The following is a 14,734-nucleotide window of genomic DNA, read 5'->3' as shown; positions in this document are numbered from 1 at the left end:
CCTGCGTGGAGGTTCAGGCCGAGTGCACCAGCAGGGGGCGGGCGACGACCGGGCGGGGGGCCGGGTCGAGGGTGAGGAGGTCCAGGCCGGCTACGCCGTAGCGGAGGAGGACCAGGCGGGCCACCTCGGCGCTGACGCCGAGTGGGCGGGAGACGGCGACGGCGCCGGCGCGGCGGGACGTGGTCTCGGCTTGGTCGGGGAGTACGCCGGGCGCGAGGAAGAGCGAGCCGACCGCGACGTGGCGGCGACCCTCCAGGCGCCACTGGAGGACGGCCTCGGCGGGTGACGGCGACGCGGCGCATACGAACGCGGCGGTCACCGGGAGCTTGTGCCGCTGGCCCCACAGCCGCGCGAGGCGGGTGACGCTCGCGTTGGCGTGGGAGTCGCTGGAGCCGGCGCACGCCAGTACCAGCGCGTCCAGCTCACGCACCCGGCCGTCCTTCAGTTCGGCGCGCATCCGCCGGTCGAGGACGTCGAGCAGCGTGTCGTCGTACCCGAGGACGTCGGAGGCGATGATCCGCAGGTTCGGGAACCGGCTCTGCGCCTCGTCGACGACCGCGGGGACGTCGATCTTCGCGTGGTACGCGGCCGACAACAGCAGCGGCAGGACGACGACCTCCTCGACACCTTCGGCGGCGAGCTTGCCGAGCACCTGGTACGGGGTGGGCGGGCAGTGGTCGAGGAAGGAGGCTTCGATCCGCAGGTCGTCACGCATGTCGCGCAGGCACTTGACGAGGGCGTGGACGGTGGCGGCCGAGCGCGGGTCGCGGCTGCCGTGGGCGAGGATCACGAGCGCTGGAGCAGTCACAGCAGTTCCCCTTCTTCGTCGTCGATCATGCCGGCTGCGAGCGTCCACCCGTCGTGGGCGTCGATCAGCAGGAACGATCCGGTGATGGCGTTGCTGGAGTACGGGTCGGCGGCCAGCGGCGCGGCGATCTTGAGCTGCACCTTGCCGATGTCGTTCAGGTGGAGCTCGGTGGCGTCGATGACTCCGAGCGTGTCGAGGTCCAGCGCGCCGGTGATCTTGGTGACGATCGCCTGTGCGGTGGTCGTGGTGTGCTTGATCAGCACCCGGGCCCCGACGGTCAGTGGCCGGTCGGACAGCCAGCTCACGGTGGCGGCCAGCTCCCGGCGGGTGCCGGGGGAGGCCTCGGCGGCGACGATCACCGAGCCGCGGGCGACGTCGATGTCGTCGGCGAGGCGGATCGTGACGGCTTCGCCGGCGACCGCGGACGGTCGTTCGGCGACCGCGGTGCTGGTCGGGGTGACCACGGGGCGGTCGATGCCGGCGATCGTCGTACGGCGGCCGGTGGGCAGCACGATCACCGGGTCGCCGACCGCAACGGTGCCGGAGGCGACGGTGCCGGTGTAGCCGCGGTAGTCGCGGTACTCGTCGTCGGTCTGCGGCCGGACCACGTACTGCACCGGGAACCGCAGCGGCTGGTTCGAAGTGTCGGTGCGTCCGGTCGCGTTCTCGAGGTACTGCAGCAGCGTCGGCCCGTCGTACCAGGAGGTCGCGGCCGAGTGGTCGACGACGTTGTCGCCGACGAGCGCGGACACCGGGATGGCCTGGACGTCGGCGATGCCGAGCTGGTCGGCGACCTCGCTGACGTCCTTGGCGATCTTGGTGAACACGGCCTCGTCGTAGTCGACCAGGTCGATCTTGTTCACCGCGAGGACGACGTGCGGGACCCGGAGCAGCCCGGCGACGGCCAGGTGCCGGCGGGTCTGCTCGAGTACGCCGTGACGTGCGTCGACGAGGATGATCACCACGTCCGCCGTGGACGCGCCGGTCACGGTGTTGCGCGTGTACTGCACGTGCCCGGGGCAGTCGGCCAGGATGAACGACCGCTTGTCGGTGGCGAAGTACCGGTAGGCGACGTCGATCGTGATGCCCTGCTCGCGCTCGGCCCGCAGGCCGTCGGTGAGCAGTGCGAAGTCGAAGTCGCCGCCGCGGGCCTCCGAGACCGTCTTCACGTGGGCGATCTGGTCGGCGAGGATCGCCTTGCAGTCGTGCAGCAACCGCCCGACCAGCGTCGACTTGCCGTCGTCCACCGATCCGGCCGTTGCCAGCCGCAACAGGGTGCTCATCAGAAGTACCCCTCTCGCTTGCGGTCTTCCATCGCGGCCTCGCTGGCCCGGTCGTCGGCGCGGGTGGCGCCGCGTTCGGTGATCTCGCTGGCCGCCACCTCGATCACGACCTCGGCCGCCGACGTCGCCGTGGAGGCGACGGCGCCGGTGCAGGACATGTCGCCGACGGTCCGGTACCGGACCTGGCGGCTGCTGACGGTCTCGCCCTCGCGCGGCTGCGAGTAGGGGCCGACGGCAAGCAACATGCCGTCGCGCTCGAACACGTCCCGCTCGTGCGCGTAATAGATCGAAGGCAGCGGGATCTGCTCACGCTCGATGTAGTGCCACACGTCCAGCTCGGTCCAGTTGGACAGCGGGAACACCCGCACGTGCTCACCCGGCCGGTGCCGCCCGTTGTACAGAGACCACAGCTCCGGCCGCTGGTTGCGCGGGTCCCACTGACCGAACTCGTCCCGCAGACTGAAGATCCGCTCCTTCGCCCGGGCCCGCTCCTCGTCACGGCGGCCGCCGCCGAACACTGCGTCGAACCGGTGCGCGTTGATCGCGTCCAGCAACGGAATCGTCTGCAACTGGTTGCGCGTCCCGTCGGTGCGCTCCCGCAGCCGGCCGTCGGCGATGTAGTCCTCGACGCTCGCCACCTCGAGCCGCAGCCCGAGCTCCGCGACGACCGAGTCGCGATAGGCCAGTACCTCGGGAAAGTTGTGCCCGGTGTCGACGTGCAGCAACGTGAACGGCACACCCGCCGGCGCGAACGCCTTCCGCGCCAGGTGCAGCATCACGATCGAGTCCTTGCCACCGGAGAACAGGATCACCGGCCGCTCGAACTCCGCCGCCACCTCGCGGAACACGAAGATCGATTCGCTTTCCAGAGCATCGAGCTCTGTCACTGTGTTGGTCGCTGTGATCGTCATGTGTGCAACCCGCATTCCACCTTGCCGGTGCCCGCCCAGCGGCCGCTGCGCGGGTCCTCGCCCGGCGCGACGCGCTGCGTGCACGGCTCACAGCCGATCGACGGGTACCCGTCGTACTGCAGCAGGTTCACGAGTACGCCGTTGTCCTGGATGTACTGGTCCAGGTCTTCCTGCGTCCACGGCGCGATCGGGTTGAGCTTCACCATGTCGCGCTTCTCGTCGTACTCGACGACCGGCGTGTTCGCGCGGGTCGGCGCCTCCTCGCGGCGGATGCCGGTGACCCACGCCTTGTAGCCGGACAGGTACCGGTTCAGCGGCTCGACCTTGCGCAGTGCGCAGCACTTGTTCGGGTCGCGGGCGTACAGCTTCTCGCCGTACTCCGCGTCCTGCTCGGCCACGGTCTGCTTCGGCAGCGCGTTGACGAGGTTGATCGGCAACGTCGCCGCCACCGCGTCCCGGGTCCCGATCGTCTCCGCGAAGTGGTAGCCGGTGTCGAGGAACAGTACGTCGACCCCTGGCGCCGCCTCGGCCGCGAGATGGGGGAGCGCACCATCGGCCATCGAGGCGGTCACCACCAGCTCGTCACCGAAGGTCTCGCGCGCCCAGGCGAGCACCTCCACCGCCGACGCGTCGGCGAGCCGTTCGTTCGCCTCCTCGGCGAGCGTCTTCAAGTCCGTACTCATTCCACCGTCACCCGCAACCCGATCATCTTCAGCTGGAACACCCGCGCACACGGCCGGCACTCCCACGCGCCATGGCCTTCCTCGGAAGGACGAAGGTCCTCGTCCCCGCAGTAGGGGCAGTAGAGAGGTGCAGCTCGTTCGCTCACTGAAGTGCCTCCTCGTCCGCTCGGGTGACCCACTGGGCGAAGCGCTCGCCCTCGTTGCGCTCCTTCAGGTAGTTCTGGGTGACACGCTCGACGTAGTCGGTGAGGTCGTCGGCGGCGACCTTGTGACCGCGGAGCTTCCGGCCGAAGCCGGCGTCCAGGCCGAGCCCGCCGCCGAGATGCACCTGGTAGCCCGGCACCTGCTTGCCGTCGGCCCCCATCACCAGCTGGCCCTTGAGGCCGATGTCGGCGGTCTGGATCCGGGCGCAGGAGTTCGGGCAGCCGTTCAGGTTCACCGTGATCGGTACGTCGAGCTCGGGGATCCGCTCCTCGAGCTCCTCGATCAGCCGCGCGGCCTTCGCCTTGGTCTCGACGATCGCCAGCTTGCAGAACTCGATGCCGGTGCAGGCCATCGTGTTCCGCCGCCAGCCCGACGGGTTCGCCTGGAACCCGAGCTTGTCCAGCTCGGCGACCAGCGAGTCGACCTGCGACTCCTCGACGTCCAGCACGAGAAGCTTCTGCTGCGGGGTGGTGCGGATCCGGTTCGACCCGTGCGCCGCGACGACGTCGGCGACCTTCGCGAGCGTCGTACCGGAGACCCGGCCGACGACCGGCGCGACGCCGACGAAGTACTTGCCGTCCTTCTGCTTGTGGACGCCGACGTGGTCACCCTGGACGGCGGGGACCTCGGGAGCCGGGCCGTCGATCAGCTTCCGCTTGAGGTACTTCGTCTCGAGCACGTCCCGGAACTTCTCGGCGCCCCAGTCGGCGAGCAGGAACTTCAGGCGGGCCCGGTTCCGCAGCCGGCGGTAGCCGTAGTCGCGGAAGATGCTGGTCACGCCCCACCAGGCCTCGGCGACCTCCTCGCGCGGGATCCAGGTACCCAGCCGCTGCGCGAGCATCGGGTTCGTCGACAGGCCGCCGCCGACCCACAGGTCGAAGCCCGGGCCGTGCTCCGGGTGCACGACGCCGACGAACGCGATGTCGTTGACCTCCGGTACGACGTCGTGCGACGGGTGACCGGTCAGCGCGGTCTTGAACTTCCGCGGCAGGTTGGAGAACTCGTTCGAGCCGATGTACTTGTCGACGATCTCGTCGATGGCCGGCGTCGGGTCGATGATCTCGTCCGCCGCGATCCCCGCGACCGGGCTGGCGATCACCACCCGCGGTACGTCGCCGCACGCCTCGGTGGTGTAGAGCCCGACGGCCTCGAGCCGCTGCCAGATCGCCGGCACGTCCTCGATCGCAATCCAGTGCAGCTGGATGTTCTGCCGGTCGGTGATGTCCGCGGTGTCGCGCGCGTACAGCGTGGAGACCTCGGCGATCACCCGGAGCTGCTCGGTGGTCAGCTGGCCGCCCTCGATCCGGACCCGCATCATGAAGTAGCGGTCGTCCAGCTCCTCCGGCTCGAGCGTCGCGGTCTTGCCGCCGTCGATCCCGGGCTTGCGCTGGGTGTACAGCCCCCACCAGCGGAACCGGCCGCGCAGGTCGGCGGGGTCGATCGAGTCGAAGCCGCGGTGCGCGTAGACGTTCTCGATCCGGGCCCGGACGTTCAGGCCGTCGTCGTTCTTCTTGTTCTCTTCGTTCTTGTTCAGCGGCTCGCGGTATCCGAGTGCCCACTGGCCTTCGCCCTTGCCCTTGCGGGGGCGGGCAGGTTTGCGGGCAGGGGTGGTGACGCCGGCAGTCATCGGGGGCGTGTCCTTGTCCTCGTGACAGGTGCTCACCGAGGGCGGGCATCGAAGCGTCGTCGGTTCGATACGTTCCGCGCGGTGCGCACCCAGCGGTGATCGGGGGAGATCAGGGGGCCGTCATTGGCCCGGGCAGGGTGGCTGTCAGAACATCGAAGGACAACAGATGGCGCTGCGCATCCGCCCGAGGTCGACATGGAGCCGACCTACGAGGTGGGTGGAGAGGGCAGCGAGCATGTCCACAAGCGTCAGCGCCAGAGCCTGACAAATCAACTCCCATTCCTACATCCTGAGACCCGATCTCACGATGTGGATATGTCTACCAGTCTGGTGAAGATTGATTCGGAGCATGATCATCGTTCACAAGAGATCTTGTGCAAGAGTTCTTGTGAAAGCTACGGTGCCGTCCATGACGCCTGCCAACCGCCGGGCGGTGGCGCCGTCCGTCCTCGCCGCCGTCCACCATCCGCTGCGCCGCCGGCTGATCGACCTGCTGTCCGTCGACGGCCCGGCAACCGCGTCGCGACTGGCCGGGGCCACCGGAGAACTTGTCGGCAATGTGAGCCATCACCTGAAGGTTCTCGCGTCCGCGGGCGTGATCGTCGAAGCGCCTGAACTGGCGAAGACCCGGCGCGAGCGGTGGTGGCGGATCGGCGACACCTCGCAGTACTCCTGGTCGATCCCGGACGCGGAGGGGGATCGGGCGGCCGAGTTGGTCGCGGCTACGGCCGACGACGCGAACCTCGCGTATCAGGTCGCGAAGGTGCGCCAGTGGTTCGACATCCGGCACGAGTCCGGCGAAGCCTGGGGGCGGGCGGCGTACGCGACCGAGAGATGGCTCACATTGACGCCCGAGCAACTCGTCGAGCTGGGTGAGCGGATCGAGGAACTGGTCCGCGAGTACCACGACCACCCCGCCGAAGGTGAGGACGCCCAGCGGGTCTACTTCTTCGCCCACGCGGTACCTGCCCGGCCCTGACCACCGAGGTCCTTCGCCGCGTACACCCGCGCGGGTGTTCGCCCCGGATCGCATCGTGACTGCTCGCGCGATCGCGGAGCAGGTGCGGTCGGGAAGCATGACAGCGCTGGAGGTTGTCGAACAGGCCCTCGACGCCGCGCGGCGCCTGGACCCGGTGCTGCACTTCCTCGACGAGCTGGATGCCGACGGTGCGCGGGCACTGGCCCGCTCGGAGCCGACCGGGCCGCTGGCCGGGGTACCGTTCCTGATCAAGTCCCGGACGCCGCCGGAGTCGCCGCTGCTCACGCGGCTGACCGCGGCCGGTGCGATCCCGATCGGGTGGTCGACGCGGGCGCGCGCCGGGGCGGTCTCTCTCACGTTCGGGTGGAACGGGCGGGAGTACACGCGCAATCCATGGGACAGCACCCGCTCGCCGGGCGGTTCGACCGCCGGCGGGGCGGCCGCGGTGGCAGCGGGCGTCGTACCGCTGGCGACAGGTGGCGACAGCGGCGGCTCGTTGCGGATTCCGGCGTCGTTCTGCGGGATCGTCGGGTTCAAGGGCACGTACGGGCGGATCCCTCGGCCGGGTGGGCGACCGCTCGGCGGGCTGACCACGGCCGGCCTCCTCGGCGCGGATCTCGACGACGTGATCCTTGCGACCAGCATCGCGAGCGGACCCGATCGCCTCGATCCGACGGCCCTTCCGCACTGGCCGGTGCCGTCGCTCGTGGACCGGCCGTGGCGGGTGGCGTACCGCTCGACCCTCGGGCAGTGTCCCGCGGATCCCGGTGTCGATCGCGTACTGCGGGAGCGGCTGGCGGAGGCCGGCGTCGAGGCGGTCGACGTACCGCTGGAGCTCGCCCCGACCGACGAAGCGTGGTCCGTGTTGTCGGCGCTGGACAACGGGCGCGGTGTGGACGCGACCGCGGCCGTCCGAGCCCGGCAGGTGCGGGATCTCAACAACACCGCGCTGGCCGACCTGTTCGCGACCGTGGACGCGCTGGTGACACCGACCACGCTGACTGTTGCCCACGGCTACGACCAGCACGAGCAGAGCATCGTCACCGGGGATCCGTGCTGGGTGTTCAACGTGACTGGCCATCCCGCCGTCAGCGTGCCGGCCGGCCTGTCGGACGGCTTGCCGGTGGGCGCACAGGTCGTCGCACCGCACGGCTCGGACGCAGTGGCCTTGGCGGTCGCGCGGCGCCTCGCGGTCGAACTCCCGCTGCCGGTGGTCAGCGTGGGTGCTCGGCGCGCCAGCTCTTGATCATCTGCTCCATGTCGGTGTGGATGAAGGCGAAGAAGTCGGCGGCCTCGGTGAGGCGGCGGCCGACGGGGGAGTCCTCGCCGAACAGGGCCGCACCGGAGCGGCTGGTCGACTCCCACTCGCTGAGCGCCAGGTTGCGGCGCTCCAGGATCGCGGCGAACACGTCCTCGCGGATCCGGTAGTGGTCCTTGCGGGATCCGGGCAGCCGCTCGCGGGAGATGAACGAGACCTGGAGCAGCTGCCGGACGGCACCGGACACGGCCGGCTGACTGATCTTCAATGACTCGGCGAGCTCGGCCGCCGTCATCGTCCCGGTCGGACTGACCAGCATCGCGCCCATCACCCGGGCCGACATCGTCGGTACGCCGCTGTTCGCCAGCACGCCCGCGAACCGCTCGACGAACCGGCTGATCTCCTCTGGGGTGGGCTCGGACATGCCCGCACCCTACCTCAACTATTACAACCTTCTGATAGTTGAGTGCCCACTTCCCGCCGTCGCGGGAAGTGGGCGCTGTCGTGTGATCAGCTGAGCTCGAGGCCCGGGTACAGCGGGAACTTGTCGAGCAGCTCGGCCGAGGCGGCCTTGGTCTTGTCGGCCACCCCGTCGGCCAGCACGTACTTCGCCTTCGACGGCGCGCCCGCGGATGTGGTGGTCGGCGTCGTCGCGGACAGCACGTCGACGATCAGCTCGGCGACCCGGTCGAACTCGTCGGCGCCGAGGCCCCGCGTGGTGAGCGCCGGCGTACCGATCCGGACCCCGGAGGTGTACCAGGCGCCGTTCGGGTCCCGCGGTACGGCGTTGCGGTTCGTGACGATGCCCGCGTCGAGCAGCGCCGACTCGGCCTGCCGGCCGGTGATGCCGTACGACGACACGTCGAGCAGGACCAGGTGGTTCTCGGTGCCGTCCGTCACGAGCTTCACGCCACGCTTCATCAGGCCCTCGGCCAGCGTCACCGCGTTGTCGGCGACCGCCTGCGCGTAGTCACGGAACGCGGGCTGCCGCGCCTCGGCCAGCGCGACCGCCTTCGCGGCCATCGTCTGGCTGAGCGGACCGCCCAGGACCATCGGGCATCCGCGGTCGACGGCGTCGGCGTACTCCGGCTGGCAGAGCACCATGCCGCCGCGCGGGCCGCGCAGCGACTTGTGGGTCGTGGTCGTGGTGACGTGCGCGTGCGGGACCGGGTCGAAGTCGTCCGTGAACACCTTGCCCGCGACCAGGCCGGCGAAGTGCGCCATGTCGACCATCAGCGTCGCGCCGACCTCGTCGGCGATCTCGCGCATCTTCGCGAAGTTCACCTTGCGCGGGTACGCCGAGTAGCCGGCGATCAGGATCAGCGGCTTGAACTCGCGGGCGGTCGCGGCGACCTTGTCGTAGTCGAGCAGCCCGGTCTCCGGGTCGGTGCCGTAGGAGTGCTGGTTGAACATCTTGCCGGAGATGTTCGGCCGGAAGCCGTGCGTCAGGTGACCGCCGGCGTCCAGCGACATCCCGAGCATCTTCTGGTCGCCGAGCGCCTTGCGGAGCTTGGTCCAGTCCTCGTCGGACAGGTCGTTGACGTGCTTCGCGCCCGCCTCGGCCAGCGCCGGGGACTCGATCCGCTGCGCCAGGATCGCCCAGAACGCGACCAGGTTCGCGTCGATGCCGGAGTGCGGCTGGACGTACGCGTGCGGGGCGCCGAACAGCTCGCGCGCGTGGTCGGCGGCGGTCTGCTCGACGGTGTCGACGTTCTGGCAGCCCGCGTAGAAGCGGTGCCCCACGGTGCCCTCGGCGTACTTGTCCGACAGCCAGTTGCCCATTGTCAGCAAGGTGGCGGGGGAGGCGTAGTTCTCGCTGGCGATCAGCTTGAGCGAGGACCGCTGGTCGGCCAGCTCGGCCCTGATCGCGCCCGCGATGGTGGGCTCCACCGAGGCGATCACCTGCAGCGCGTTGTTGTACGCGGCCGACGCGGCGGCGGCGTCGAAGGGTTGAGTCATCGTTGTCTCTCCTGCGGTTGCAGTGGGTCGAAGGCACCCAGGCGCACGGTGCCGACGGGTTTCGCTCCCCGGTGGTTCTCCACCTCAGCGCGCCAGTCGCGACGCCTCACCCTATCGCGCGCTCGACGATCCGCTCGAACGGTGTCGTCCGCGGGAGCGTCCCGAACACCCCGCCCCAGTCACCGGCCAACCGTGACGCGACGAACGCCTCCGCAACCTCCGGCGTCGAATGCCGGATCAGCAGCGAACCCTGCAGGCACAGGGCCATCTGGGCAGCCAGCCTGCGCGCACCGGCTTCGGCGTTCTCGGCATCAGCAAGCGCTTGCAGTACGTCGTTCACCGCGGCGTCCATCCGAGCGTCGGCACCCTGTACCGCGGCCATCTCGGTCAGCCAGCCATCGAGCGACTCGGGCCTGCGGAGCGCCCGCAGGACGTCGAGCGCGTTCACGTTCCCCGACCCTTCCCAGATCGAGTTCAGCGGCGACTCCCGGTACAGCAGCGGCAGCCCGGACTCCTCGACGTACCCGTTGCCGCCCAGGCACTCGAGGGCCTCCGCGACCATGAACGGCGTCCGCTTGCACACCCAGAACTTGGCGAGCGGCAACCCGATCCGCCGGAACGCCGCCGCCTGCGGATCGCCCCCGACCGCGGCCTGCGGGCCGCCCCCGACGGCCGCATCAACCGCTGCCGCCAAGCGCATCCCCAGGGCCGTCGCTGCCTCCGACTCGAGCGCAAGATCCGCCAGCACGTTCTGCATGGCGGGTTTGTCGGCCAGCAGCCCACCGAACGCCGACCGATGCCGCGTGTGCCAGACCGCTTCCACCAGAGCGCGACGCTGGAGAGCGGCGGACCCGAGGACACAGTCCAGCCGCGTCGCCGCGACCATCTCGATGATCGTCCGCACCCCGGCGCCCTCGTCCCCGAGCCGGTAGCCGATCGTGCCGTGGAACTCCACCTCGGACGACGCGTTCGACCGGTTCCCGAGCTTGTCCTTCAGCCGTTGCAGGGCGAACGGGTTCCGGTTGCCGTCGGCAAGCACCCGCGGTACGACGAAACAACTGAGCCCGTCCGGCGCCTGCGCGAGCACCAGGAACACGTCGACCTGCGGCGCGGAGCAGAACCACTTGTGCCCGTTCAGCTCGTACTCGCCGTCCCGGTCCACGGGCGTCGCCGTCGTGAGGTTCGCCCGTACGTCGGACCCGCCCTGCTTCTCGGTCATCCCCATCCCGGCGAGCACCCCGCCCTTCGCCGCGGCCGGCAACCGGCGTACGTCGTACCGCGTCGACGCCAGCGCCGGGATCCACTCCTTCGCGAGCCGCTCGTCCGCCCGCAGCGCGGGCACCGCGGCGTACGTCATCGAGATCGGGCAACCGTGTCCCGGCTCGACCTGCGACCACAGGTAGAACCCGGCGGCCCGGGTCAGATGCGGTGCGGGCCGGTCGCTCGTCCACGGCGCGGCCTGCAGCCCGAACCCGACGGCCTGCTCCATCAGCCAGTGCCACGACGGGTGGAACTCGACCTCGTCGACACGGTTCCCGTACCGGTCGTGGGTGCGCAGGACGGGTGGGTTCTGGTTCGCCGGGAGCGCGTGCGCGCGGGCCTCCTCGGACCCCGCGAGCTCGCCGATCCGCCGCAGTCCGGGATCGGCGGCGAGGTCCCCTGCGAGCCCGGCGTACGGACGCAGAGCGTCACCCAGTGGCTGGTCCTGGGTGAAGAAGTTCACGCCCCGCAGTGGGGGAGCCTGATTCGTTACCGCGAATGGGTCCGCCATGTCAGTACGGTAAGCGGTATGGCACGTTCTGGGGCAGGACCCACTGGTGGGAGCTCCCTCTCATTGGCATGGGTTCGCAAGGTCCCGGCGACGACCTGGAAGCTGCTCACCCAGACCGTCGGGGTCTGTCTGCGCTACCGGGTCACCGGGCTCGCGGCCGAGGGGGCGTTCTTCGCGATCCTGTCGTTGCCGCCACTGATCTTCGGGCTCGCCGGCTCGCTCGGTTACATCGCGAGCAAGTGGTTCGAGGTCGAGACGATCAACGACATCAAGCAGCAGATCGCGGAGCTCGCGGCCCGGGCCCTGACCGACGACTCGGTCCAGAGCGTGATCGTGCCGACCCTGAACCAGGTGCTGAACGGCGGCCGGCCGGACGTCATCTCGATCGGTTTCGTGCTCGCCCTGTGGTCCGGCAGCCGTGCGCTGAACGTGTTCGTCGACACCATCACGATCATGTACGGGATGGGCGGCAAGCGCGGCATCGTCCGCACCCGCGCGCTGTCCTTCTCGCTGTACTGCGCGGCGCTGGTGATCGGTGTGATCGTCCTGCCGCTGGTGCTGGCCGGACCCGACGCGGTCGACGCGCTCCTGCCGCACCGGCTGGACTTCCTGAACCAGCTGTACTGGCCCGTGGTCACCATCCTGTCCGCCGGCTTCCTGAACACCCTGTACCACCTCTCGGTGCCGGTCCGTACGCCGTGGGTCTCGGACCTCCCGGGATCGTTCCTGGCGCTGTCGATCTGGATCCTGGGCAGCTTCGTGCTCCGGTGGATCCTGCAGAGCACGGTCGGCGGTACGTCGATCTACGGCCCGCTGGCCGCGCCGATCGCCGTACTCATGTGGCTCTACATGAGCGCGATCGCCGTACTGATCGGTGCCGCGCTGAACGCGGTCGTGGACCGGCTGTGGCCGCACAAGGCACAGGTTGCCGAGGTCAAGCAGTCCGCGACGACCGACGACGAAGCGCCGCGCGACGACGAGATCGAGCCGGTGATGAAGGCGGAGCCGGACCCGCACCACGAGCACGGGCACGGGCACCCGCTGACCCCGGTCGTCGAGGACGAGCGCCCGGAGACCGAGGCCGCGCGGAAGGTGGAGAAGCTCTCCGAGCACCCGCGCAAGACCGCGCCCGGGGCCGAGTCTCGCCCACGGCGTGAGGCTGAAGCTCAGGTTGAGGGTGATGGTGCGCGGAGTCCTGCCTCGGTCGGAAAATCCGGTGCGCAGAGTGACACCGACGACCTACGCTGACGGCATCGCGACACACGGTCCCCAGCTCGGGGCCGCCGGGACTTTGGGAAGGGAGGCACCCGCCATGAGCTACGCAGAGGCCCAACGGGTCGATGCCTCCCACACCGTCCGTCCGCTGAGCTGATCTCGCGGCCGGACCCTCTGAAAGGTTCGCCGCATGTCAGCCACTCTCCAGGCCCTGGGACTCGACGGTTCCACGGCCGACTTCCTGCACTCCGTCCCGGACGAGCTCGTGCCGGGACGCGTCGCCCGGGTCGACAAGGGCCTGGCGACGGTACTCACCGAGGACGGACCGGTGCGCGCCAGCTGGTCCGGCGCGCTGCTCGCCGACCTGGCGTCCGATCCTCAGGCCGGCCCGTGCACAGGGGACTGGGTCGTCCTGCGGTACTGGCCGGACGACCGGATCACGGTCGAGTCGGTGCTGCCCCGCCGTACGGCGATCGTCCGGGCGGAGGTCGGCGGCTCGTCCCGCGGGCAGGTGCTCGCGTCGAACGTGGATGTGATCGCCATCGTCGTCGGTCTCGTGCCGGAGCCGAACATCGTGCGGATCGAGCGGTTCATGGCACTGGCCTGGGAGAGCGGTGCGCGTCCGGTCGTCGTACTGACCAAGGCCGACCTGGTCGGTGACGCCGAGCTGGTGGCCGAGGACGTAGCGGCTGCTGCGCCCGGTGCGGACGTGCTGGTGTGCAGTGCGACCACAGGTGCCGGGATGGACGCCGTACGGGAGTTGCTGGACGGGGACGCGACGCTGGCGTTGCTGGGGTCCAGTGGGGCGGGTAAGTCGTCTTTGGTGAATGCGCTGGCCGGTGTGGAACTGCTGGACGTGCAGGACATCCGTGAGGACGGCAAGGGGCGGCATACCTCGGTACGGCGTGAGCTGATCGTGCTGCCCGCGGGCGGGGTCGTCATCGATACGCCTGGGCTGCGGGGCATCGGGTTGCAGGAGAGCGGGGAGGGCCTGGCCGCGGCGTTCCCTGACATCACGGAGCTGGCGGAGCGGTGCAAGTTCAAGGATTGCTCGCACCAGCGGGAGCCCTCGTGTGCGGTCCAGGTAGCGCTGGAGGAAGGGACGCTGCCGTACCGGCGCTACGAGAGTTGGGTGAAGCTGCAGCGCGAGGCGGTGTACATGGCTCGCCGTGCGGATGCGCGGCTGCGGTCGGAGGCGAAGAAGGACTGGGCGCGGGCCAGTAAGTCGTACCGCCGGGACATCAACCCTCGGCAGTGACGCCCGGGGCGGTGATGAAAGGATCGGTTCCGTGAACCGATCAGTGCTGGTGACGGGGGCTTCGCGGGGGATCGGTGCGGCGACGGCGCGGGCGTTCGCCGCCGCGGGTGACCGGGTGGCTGTGCACTACAGCGCCTCGGGTGCGGCCGCCGCGGAGGTGGTGAAGGACCTGCCCGGCTCGGGCCACCTGATGGTGCAGGCCGATCTCGCCGACCCGGCCGCGATCGAGAGCATGGTGTCGGACGCGGCATCCGCGCTGGGCGGCATCGACGTCGTGGTGAACAACGCCGGCGTCTACCACCCGCACCGGATCCGCGAGACGACGTACGCCGAATGGCAGCGGGCGTGGACGGACACGCTCGCGGTGAATCTCGTTGGACCGGCCAACGTCACGTGGTGCGCGGTTCAGCACATGACGCGCGGCGGGCGGATCGTGAACGTGTCGTCCCGCGGTGCCTTCCGCGGTGAGCCCAACCAGCCCGCGTACGGCGCGTCGAAGGCGGCGATTGTCTCCTTGACGCAGTCGCTGGCCCGGGCGTTGGGACCCGAAGGTATCGCGGTCACGGCGATCGCTCCGGGCTGGACGGTGACGGACATGGCCGCGGTCAACCTGTCCGGCGACGGTTACGACCGCCGGCGGCTGGAGAGCCCGCTGGAGCGGGTCGCCGATCCGTCGGAGGTCGCCGCGGCGATTCTGTACCTGGCGTCGGCCGAGGCCGAGTTCGCCACCGGCACAGTCCTCGACTTCAACGGCGGCTCCTACCTGCGGATGTAACCC

General features: G+C 69.9%; 13 protein-coding genes and 1 riboswitch. Of the genes, 5 read left to right on the top strand and 8 right to left on the bottom strand.

Going from position 1 to position 14,734, the window contains the following annotated elements:
* Positions 1-13: 13 nt before the first annotated feature.
* The 5 genes from BJY22_RS28260 to BJY22_RS28240 all read right to left on the bottom strand — a co-directional run bounded on the left by BJY22_RS28260 (position 14) and on the right by BJY22_RS28240 (position 5,516).
* Entirely contained in the window at positions 14-808 is a 795-nt protein-coding gene (locus tag BJY22_RS28260) for a CbiX/SirB N-terminal domain-containing protein (protein WP_167212529.1), read from the bottom strand.
* Positions 805-2,091: a sulfate adenylyltransferase subunit 1 gene (locus tag BJY22_RS28255; RefSeq protein ID WP_167212526.1), complete on the bottom strand. Its 1,287-nt coding sequence runs from the start codon at positions 2,089-2,091 to the stop codon at positions 805-807. The genes BJY22_RS28260 and BJY22_RS28255 overlap by 4 nt, the downstream gene beginning before the upstream one ends.
* Entirely contained in the window at positions 2,091-3,002 is a 912-nt protein-coding gene (gene cysD / locus BJY22_RS28250) for a sulfate adenylyltransferase subunit CysD (RefSeq protein WP_238350485.1), read from the bottom strand. The genes BJY22_RS28255 and cysD overlap by 1 nt, the downstream gene beginning before the upstream one ends.
* A complete protein-coding gene (locus tag BJY22_RS28245) occupies positions 2,999-3,685 on the bottom strand; it encodes a phosphoadenylyl-sulfate reductase (protein ID WP_167212520.1) in 687 nt (228 codons plus the stop codon). Before BJY22_RS28245 ends, cysD begins: the two co-directional genes overlap by 4 nt.
* 142 nt (positions 3,686-3,827) lie before the next feature.
* Complete coding sequence (locus BJY22_RS28240) at positions 3,828-5,516, bottom strand: nitrite/sulfite reductase (protein ID WP_167212517.1); 1,689 nt, start codon at positions 5,514-5,516, stop codon at positions 3,828-3,830.
* Positions 5,517-5,925: 409 nt separating this feature from the next.
* Here BJY22_RS28240 and BJY22_RS28235 point away from each other — a divergent pair, with 409 nt between their 5' ends.
* On the top strand, positions 5,926-6,495 hold the full coding sequence (locus BJY22_RS28235) for a winged helix-turn-helix domain-containing protein (RefSeq protein WP_238350484.1): 570 nt from the start codon (positions 5,926-5,928) through the stop codon (positions 6,493-6,495).
* A 55-nt stretch (positions 6,496-6,550) separates the two neighbouring features.
* Positions 6,551-7,741: an amidase family protein gene (locus BJY22_RS28230; RefSeq protein ID WP_167212514.1), complete on the top strand. Its 1,191-nt coding sequence runs from the start codon at positions 6,551-6,553 to the stop codon at positions 7,739-7,741.
* Here the strand turns inward: BJY22_RS28230 and BJY22_RS28225 are convergent.
* The 3 genes from BJY22_RS28225 to BJY22_RS28215 all read right to left on the bottom strand — a co-directional run bounded on the left by BJY22_RS28225 (position 7,710) and on the right by BJY22_RS28215 (position 11,483).
* Positions 7,710-8,177: a GbsR/MarR family transcriptional regulator gene (locus tag BJY22_RS28225; RefSeq protein ID WP_167212511.1), complete on the bottom strand. Its 468-nt coding sequence runs from the start codon at positions 8,175-8,177 to the stop codon at positions 7,710-7,712. The two genes, BJY22_RS28230 and BJY22_RS28225, sit on opposite strands and share 32 nt — an antisense overlap.
* A gap of 86 nt (positions 8,178-8,263) precedes the next feature.
* Positions 8,264-9,712, bottom strand: coding sequence for a glycine hydroxymethyltransferase (locus BJY22_RS28220; RefSeq protein WP_167212508.1), 1,449 nt, complete (start codon positions 9,710-9,712; stop codon positions 8,264-8,266).
* 28 nt (positions 9,713-9,740) lie between these two features.
* Positions 9,741-9,822, bottom strand: a riboswitch (ZMP/ZTP riboswitch).
* Positions 9,819-11,483 (bottom strand): acyl-CoA dehydrogenase family protein, encoded by a 1,665-nt coding sequence (locus BJY22_RS28215; protein ID WP_167212505.1) that lies wholly within the window; start codon positions 11,481-11,483, stop codon positions 9,819-9,821. It overlaps the preceding riboswitch by 4 nt.
* Positions 11,484-11,546: 63 nt before the next feature.
* On the opposite strand from BJY22_RS28215, the gene BJY22_RS28210 reads away from it, so the two are divergent.
* The 3 genes from BJY22_RS28210 to BJY22_RS28200 all read left to right on the top strand — a co-directional run bounded on the left by BJY22_RS28210 (position 11,547) and on the right by BJY22_RS28200 (position 14,731).
* Positions 11,547-12,731 carry a YihY/virulence factor BrkB family protein gene (locus tag BJY22_RS28210; RefSeq protein ID WP_238350483.1) on the top strand — a complete coding sequence of 395 codons (1,185 nt, stop codon included), beginning with the start codon at positions 11,547-11,549 and terminating at the stop codon, positions 12,729-12,731.
* Positions 12,732-12,888: 157 nt separating this feature from the next.
* Positions 12,889-13,956 (top strand): ribosome small subunit-dependent GTPase A, encoded by a 1,068-nt coding sequence (gene rsgA / locus BJY22_RS28205; RefSeq protein ID WP_167212499.1) that lies wholly within the window; start codon positions 12,889-12,891, stop codon positions 13,954-13,956.
* Positions 13,957-13,987: 31 nt separating this feature from the next.
* On the top strand, positions 13,988-14,731 hold the full coding sequence (locus BJY22_RS28200; RefSeq protein ID WP_337759285.1) for an SDR family NAD(P)-dependent oxidoreductase: 744 nt from the start codon (positions 13,988-13,990) through the stop codon (positions 14,729-14,731).
* Positions 14,732-14,734 lie beyond the last annotated feature (3 nt).

This window comes from Kribbella shirazensis (genome assembly GCF_011761605.1).
GTDB classification, from domain to species: Bacteria; Actinomycetota; Actinomycetes; order Propionibacteriales; family Kribbellaceae; genus Kribbella; species Kribbella shirazensis.
Note: the sequence above shows the minus strand (reverse complement) of the source record. Positions and strands in the feature narration are given on the sequence as shown.